Below are 6,810 nucleotides of genomic sequence, written 5' to 3'. Positions count from 1 at the left end.
AGGGCTCGATGAACTCCCACTCCACATCCGTCAATTGCACTCGCGTCACGCAAAACGATCTACCGGATCGGACCCCGAAACGAGGGCGGATCCCGCAGATTGATCACAACCAAATACACGCCCTAGGGCTCGGGGGAGGCGGCCGAGCGGTCACAGGGCGGGCGCCGAGACGGTCTCATCGGCCGAGGCCGTGGATCCTGGCGCGGAGGGCGTCGGCGTCACCCGGGGCGAGCTCGGCGACGAGGTCGAGGGCGCGGCCCAGGGTCTGCCGCCCTTCCGTCACCCGGCCCGCCGCCACCTGGGCCTCTCCCAGCCGCTGCAACGTCCGGGCCCCCAGCGCGCGGTTGCCGCCCCGCCACGACAGCGACCGCAGGTAGTAGGCGATCGCCTCCTCGTACTGGCCGAGCAGGTGGTGGATGTAGCCCATGCTGTCGAGGGTGGCCGACTCGCCCGCCCTGTCGTCCAGCTCGCGCTGGATGAGCAGGGCCTCCTCGCAGCGGCGCAGCGCCTCCCCGTACGCGCCGAGCCGGGCGTGGAACCAGCCGATGTTGTTGAGCACCCGGCCCTCGCCCGCGCGGTCGCCGGCCGAGCGGTGCAGCCGCAGCGCCTCCTCGCTCAGCGCCAGGCCCTCGGCGTACCGGCCCTGGCGGTCCTCCAGCACGCTGAGGTAGGTGAGGCAGATGCCCTGCCCGACCGGGTCGCCGAGCGTGCGGAACAGGGTGAGGGCCTGTCGCAGGTGGGAGCCGCTCGTGCCGTCCTCGCCGAGGCGGATGAGGGCCTGGGCGAGCCCGACGCGGACGTGGGCCTGCGCGGCCGGGTCGTCCAGCCGAACGGCGGCCTCCAGCGCGATCCGGTACATGGCCGCCTGGTCGTCCGAGCGGCCCTCCTGCGACAGGAAGCCCCAGCAGGCGCAGGCGAGCTGCCAGGCGTGCGCGTCGAAACCGGCGCGCGCGGCATGCCTGATCGCCGCCAGCAGCGTCCGGTGCTCGCGGCCGAACCAGGCCAGGCTCTGCGCCCGGTCGGTGATGCGGGCCACGACCACGCCTGGCCTCGGCTCCGCCAGGTTCAACGGCACGCGGTGCAGCATCTCCAGCAGCCCGTCGCCGAGGTGGGCGCTGTGCAGGTAGTGGTCGAGCAGCCGGTGCAGGGCCTCGCGGCGCTCGCTCTCGCGGTCGTGCAGCAGCGTGAGCTCCTCGGCGTACGCGCGGAGCAGGTCGTGCCAGCCGTACCGCCCGGGTGCGGGCTCGGCCGCCAGGTTCGCGCGGGTCAGCTCGGTCAGCAGGCGGCGCGCCTGCCGCACGTCGATCCCGGCCAGGCTGGCGGCGGCCGAGGTGGAGATCTCCGGCCCGGGCAGCAGGCCGCGCAGCCGGAACAGGCGCGCGGCCTCCGGGCTGAGCGCCCGGTAGGACCAGGAGAACACGGTACGCATGTTCGTCCCGGTGTCGCCGCCGTCGAAGACGTCGAGGTTGCCCGGCTCGTCCGGGCCGTCCGGCTCGTCGAGCCCCGTGATCAGCGCGCGGAGCGGGAAGGCCGGGCGGGCGTGGGCGCGGGCGGCCACGATGGACAGGGCCAGCGGCAGCCCGGCGCACCGGGAGACGATGTCGTCCACCGCCTGCGGCTCGGCGCCCACCTTGGCCACGCCGATCCGGCGCGCCAGCAGCTCGCGGGATTCGGCGGGCGAGAACAGCCCCAGCGACAGCGTACGGGCCCCCTCCGCCGCGACCAGGCCGGTCAGCTCGGCCCGGCTGGTGATCAGCGCCAGGCAGCCGGGCGCGTTGGGCAGCAGCGGGCGTACCTGGTCGGAGTCGAGGGCGTTGTCGAGCAGGATGAGCATGCGACGCCCGGCCAGCAGGCTGCGGTAGAGCCCGGCCTGCGCCTCCAGCGTGGCGGGGATCAGCTCGGGCGGCACCTGCAGGGCGTCCAGGAACAGCCGCACCGCCTCGGCGGGGGATCGGGCGGCGTGCGTGGGCCCGTAGCCCTGGAGGTTGACGTAGAGCTGGCCGTCGGGGAAGCGGTCGCGTGCGCGGTGTGCCCAGTGCACGGCCAGGGTGGTCTTGCCGACGCCTCCCGTGCCGGTGACGACGCACGGCGGCGGCGCCTGCTCCGGCCTGGGGGCGGTCAGCTGGTCCAGGGCGGCCAGTTCGTCCTCGCGGGCGGTGAACGGCTCGGTGTCCGGCGGCAGGTGGCGGGGCACGGCGAGGCTCGCCGGAGCGGTCGTGCCGTTCGCCGCCGCTTCGTCCCGGCCGGCCAGGATCGCCTGGTGCAGGCGCTGCAGCTCCTCGCCCGGCTCGATGCCGAGCTCCTCGGCGAAGCGGCGCCGGACGCCGCGGAAGACGGCCAGCGCCTCCGTCCGGTGGTCGCCGCGGGACAGCGCTGTCATCAGCAAGGAGACCAGCCGTTCCCGCAGCGGGTTCTCCCCGACCAGGGGCGCCAGCTCCGCGGCGACCTCATGGTGCCGCCCCTGCCGCAGGTCGAGCGCGGCCCGCCGTTCCAGCGCCGCCAGCCGTTCCTCCTCCAGGCCGGGCACCACGACGTCGGCCAGCCACCGTCCCGCCACGTCCGTCAGGGGCGGGCCCTGCCAGAGCGCCAGGGCCGAGCGCAGCAGGCCGGCGGCGCGTTCCGGATCCGGCTCGCCGCCGGCGCCGCGGACCAGCTCCCGGAAGCGGTGCAGGTCGATCCGGTCGCGCCCGGTCGCCAGGCAGTAGCCGCGCGCCGAGGTCGTCAGCGCCGCCTCGGGGAACGGCGCCAGCAGGCGGCGGAGCCGGGAGATGTGGCCCTGGACGGCGTTCCGGGAGGACTCGGGTGGTTCGGTGGCCCACAGCGCGGTCTCCAGCCGGGCCACCGGCACCGGCCGTCCCGGCTCGAGCAGCAACATCGCCAGAATGGTCCGCTGCTGCGGCGTGGACGGGACCAGCCGCCGCCCGGCGTGCCACGCTCCCACCGGCCCCAGCAGACGGAACTCCACGCCCTCGCCGGTCACGTCGTCCCAAGCCTCCAGCCGCTGACTCCCTCGGTGATCGTCATATTTGATCACCGCTGGCAGCCTAACTGCGCAGTCAGCGGAAAATCAGCGCTATTTCAGTACCAGGCGGCACTCTGGTCCCAGTCGGCATCTGCCGCCACACGAGCCATGAGGAGGCACATCATGGAGATCAAGGTCAAGAAGGTCGAGTCCGTCAAGGCTACTCAGAACCCCGCCACGTGAGGCGCTGACACCGCCTGACTGTTTTCCCCGCGGGCAGGGGCGCCACGCTCCTGCCCGCGGGGCCTGGCATGCGTACTGGCTGGCGTGGGAGGCACGATGCGTGTGGCGTTGAAGGAATGCGAGTGGGAGACGATCGGTGAGGATCTCCTGGTGGTCTTCGACGCTCGCGAGGCGATCACCCTGGACGACCCCGACGGGCACGTGGCCGCGCTCCTGGCCGAGCTGCGCCGGGCCCCGCAGACCGCGGCCGAGCTGAGCGTCTCGCTCCAGCGGCGCGGCATCCCGCTCTCGGAGGAGGACGTCAGCGGCGGCCTGAGCGGGCTCGACTCCCTCGGCCTGGTGGAGGACGCCGACGGCCGGACCCTCGACGACCCGGACGAGAACGAACGCCACTTCTCCAACCTCAGCTTCTACGGCACCTACGCCAGTCTGGAGCGGCGGCGGGCCGGGTTCCACCGGCCGCTGAGCCAGGCCCACGTCCTCGTGCTCGGGGTCGGCGGCGGCGGCTCCTCCCTCGTCCAGTGCCTGGCCGGCCTCGGTGTCGGCGAGATGACCCTGGTCGACCAGGACCGCGTCGAATCGCGCAACTTCGCCCGGCAGTTCCTCTACCACCACGCCGACATCGGCCTGTCGAAGGCCGAGCGGGCCGCCGCGTGGGTACGCGACTACGACCCCCGCATCAAGGTGCACGCCGCCGACCGCTGGGTCTCCGCCCCCGAGGACCTCGAGGACCTCATCCAGGGCGTGGACCTCGTCGCGGGCGGCCTCGACGGCCATCCGCACGCCAATCTCTGGGCGAACGAGGCCGCGGTCCGCAACGGCGTCCCGTACGTGCTGGGGGGAGCCAACCGCAGCCAGCTCATGTACCTCTCCGTGGACCCCGGCCGCACGGCCTGCCTGGCCTGTGACTACGCCGACCGGCCGACCGGGGGCGGCCCGGACGCGGTCGCGTACCGGATCGTGGAGAACATGAAGCTGAGCAACCCGCTCACCGGGCCGATGGCGATGCAGGTCGGCTCGCTGCTCGCCCTTGAGGCGCAGCGCTACCTCACCGGGTACGAGCCGCCCCGCGCGGCCGGCCATCGCGTCACCCTGGATCTGCGCAACGGGCTGGTGCCCGAGTGGCAGCCCCTGCCCAAGAACCCGGACTGCCAGGTCTGCGCGCTGGCCCCGGCACGCGAAGGTGAGCGCGGATGAGCGCCTCCGGCACCGCTCCGGTCAGGCTCAAGCCTCTCAGCGTCGTCCCCGAGGGGGACGACGAGGTCCTGGTGGGCGACCCCGCCAGCGGCACGTTCGTGACGATCCCGGCGGTGGGCGGAGTGGTGATCGCCGCTCTCCAGCGCGGCGCGAGCGTCGAGGAGGCGGCGGCCGAGGCGGAGGCGTTCGCCGGCGAGCCGGTCAACGTCCCGTCCTTCGTGGAGACCCTCGGCGAGCTCGGCTTCCTGGCCTCCGACGACGCTGAGGGCGCTGACCCCGGGGACGCCGGGGACGCCGTGGAGCCCGTCCGCACCGCGCCCATCCAGGCCCGCCGCTGGATGACCGGCGTCCGCCCGGAGATCGTACGCCCGTTCTTCGGCCGGGTGGCCTGGGCCTTCTACGCCGCCTGCCTGCTCTACGCGCTGGCCGTCTTCGTCCTGCGGCCCGGCCTGCTCCCCGATCCCGCGGTGGACGCGTTCCCCTTCGACGACATCGGGCTGAGCGCCCTGGCCTTCCTGCCGTTCGTGTGGTTCGCGGCTGCCAGCCACGAGTGCGGCCACTGGCTGGGCGCGCGGGCCCTCGGCATCCAGACCCGCTTCGGCGTCGACCGCCGCCTGTGGATGCTGGTCTTCGAGACGGACCTCACCCAGCTCTGGACGCTGCCTCGCCGCCAGCGCTACGGCCCCCTGCTGGCGGGCCTGGCGGTGGACTCCGTCCTGCTGGCCGTGCTGCTCACCGGGCGGCTGCTGATCGACACCGGCGTCTGGCAGGCGCCGGAGCTGGTTGGGTCGCTGCTGGCCGCCTGGGTGTTCATCAAGGTCATGCAGATGCTCTGGCAGAGCCTGGTCTTCCTGCGCACCGACCTCTACGCGGTGCTGGTCAACGCCCTGGGCTGCCGCAACCTGTGGCGCGTGAAGTCGCTGATGCTCAAGCGCGCCTTCTCGCGGCTGACGGCCGAGGAGGAGGCGGAGCTGGCCGACGCGACGGACACCGACCTGCGCGTGGGCCGCTGGTTCCGCTGGCTCTGGCTGGCGGGCTTCGCCGGCGTGGTCGTCTGGTTCTGCGTCCTGCTGCTGCCGGTCTTCGCGGAGACGCTGAGCTGGGCCGCCGAGGGACTCGCCGAGGGCCCGCTGACGGCCGCCTTCTGGTACCGCCTGCTCTGCGTCACCCTGCTCCTGGGCCCCGAGACCCTGGCCCTCGTCCTGGCCGTCAAGGAGTACGCGGCCCGGCTCACGGCCCGCCGTGCGGCGAGAGCACACTGAGTGTCCCAAGGGGACACCTGCGGCGGGCACGTGCCCCCGCGCCGGTGGCGGGCGCCGCGTGGAACAGGGTGAACCAGCAGCCGGCCGTTGATCGGTCCCAAGAGGTTCCCGCAGCGTGAGCGCCCAGGTTCAGCGGCGTGGTGATCATCAAGGCCCAGTCACCGCCGGTCAACGAGCCGCCGTCGTCCACCCAGGCGATCGTCGGTCGGCCTCGGTCGTCGACGGTCATGGCCAGCCCGTCGCCGGCGCCGCGCATCCTGGCCACCGCGGTGCTCACGCACCGGCGGGCGTGGCAGGTGGCGAGCATCAGCCGGGTGCCGTCCCGGCTCTGGTAGGCGACCTGCGGCCGTCCCGACCGGTCCAGGACCAGCGCCGGGGTGGAGCGGTACGGGCTGCCGGCGTCCAGCGTGATCGCGTCGGCCTGGGCGCAGTCGGGCGTGCGGCAGTCGAGCAGCTTGGCCGCGTCATCGTTCATGTCCCGGTAGGCGACCACCGGGCGGCCGTCCGGCCGCACCGCCAGGGCCAGGCCGGTCTCCCGGCGGGTAGGCGGGCACGGGCCGGGTCACGCGGGGCCGCAGGCAGAGGGCGTCCGGGCAGGTGATGAGGTGGATCTGGCCGCTGGTGGTGTCGAACCTGGCGACGACGGGACGGCCGCCGGGCGCCAGCGCGACGGCCAGGTTGTGCACATCGGGCAGGTACGCGCTCGCCTCCAGCCGGGCGACCTGCCGGCGCTCCGGACGCGAGCAGCTCACGTCGGCGCAGAAGATGAGGGAGATGATGTCCTGGTCGGGCTGCTGTCACCTTCCACCCGCTCCTTGTCGGCGAAGGCGATGACCAGGCCGCCGTCCTGCCGCGCGGCCAGCGCGACCGCCGCAGGCACGAGCGTCCAGGTCACGAGCGCGGCATCGGACGTCCCGATCAGCTGGAACCTGCCGTTGACCAGCACGCCGTGGGTGCGCAGGCGCGCCACGAGCTCCATCGAGGTCAGCGGCTCCGGTGAGGTCACGGTCGCAACGGTGACAGGGCGCTTCGCCACTTCGGCGCCTACCCGCCAGAAGTGGTCTGGCCCCGCATCGGCAACGGCGCCGTCCCGGGAGCCCGGGCCCGGCGGCCACCGTCCGGTCGAGCAGCTGCTGCACCTTGGGG

General features: G+C 73.6%; 6 protein-coding genes. 2 read left to right on the top strand and 4 right to left on the bottom strand.

All coding sequences use genetic code 11. The annotated features are described in order from the left end of the window. Positions 1-175: 175 nt before the first annotated feature. Positions 176-3,034, bottom strand: coding sequence for a BTAD domain-containing putative transcriptional regulator (locus tag ACBJ32_RS57620; RefSeq protein ID WP_375134089.1), 2,859 nt, complete (start codon positions 3,032-3,034; stop codon positions 176-178). 267 nt (positions 3,035-3,301) lie between these two features. Here ACBJ32_RS57620 and ACBJ32_RS57615 point away from each other — a divergent pair, with 267 nt between their 5' ends. Then, complete coding sequence (locus ACBJ32_RS57615; RefSeq protein WP_375134088.1) at positions 3,302-4,402, top strand: ThiF family adenylyltransferase; 1,101 nt, start codon at positions 3,302-3,304, stop codon at positions 4,400-4,402. Next, entirely contained in the window at positions 4,399-5,664 is a 1,266-nt protein-coding gene (locus ACBJ32_RS57610) for a hypothetical protein (protein WP_375134087.1), read from the top strand. The genes ACBJ32_RS57615 and ACBJ32_RS57610 overlap by 4 nt, the downstream gene beginning before the upstream one ends. Here the strand turns inward: ACBJ32_RS57610 and ACBJ32_RS57605 are convergent. From ACBJ32_RS57605 to ACBJ32_RS57595, 3 genes are read right to left on the bottom strand one after another with little or no spacing between them, the layout of a single operon-like run. After that, positions 5,633-6,139 carry a hypothetical protein gene (locus ACBJ32_RS57605; RefSeq protein WP_375134086.1) on the bottom strand — a complete coding sequence of 169 codons (507 nt, stop codon included), beginning with the start codon at positions 6,137-6,139 and terminating at the stop codon, positions 5,633-5,635. The two genes, ACBJ32_RS57610 and ACBJ32_RS57605, sit on opposite strands and share 32 nt — an antisense overlap. Continuing rightward, positions 6,129-6,416, bottom strand: coding sequence for a hypothetical protein (locus ACBJ32_RS57600; protein ID WP_375134085.1), 288 nt, complete (start codon positions 6,414-6,416; stop codon positions 6,129-6,131). Before ACBJ32_RS57600 ends, ACBJ32_RS57605 begins: the two co-directional genes overlap by 11 nt. Next, entirely contained in the window at positions 6,413-6,670 is a 258-nt protein-coding gene (locus ACBJ32_RS57595; RefSeq protein ID WP_375134084.1) for a hypothetical protein, read from the bottom strand. The genes ACBJ32_RS57600 and ACBJ32_RS57595 overlap by 4 nt, the downstream gene beginning before the upstream one ends. Positions 6,671-6,810: the final 140 nt, after the last annotated feature.

Origin of the sequence: Nonomuraea sp. GTA35, assembly GCF_041950525.1 — a bacterium.
In the GTDB taxonomy this organism is placed as follows: Bacteria; Actinomycetota; Actinomycetes; order Streptosporangiales; family Streptosporangiaceae; genus Nonomuraea.
The sequence above is the reverse complement of the archived record's forward strand: the minus strand, read 5'-3'. Positions and strand labels throughout refer to the sequence as shown.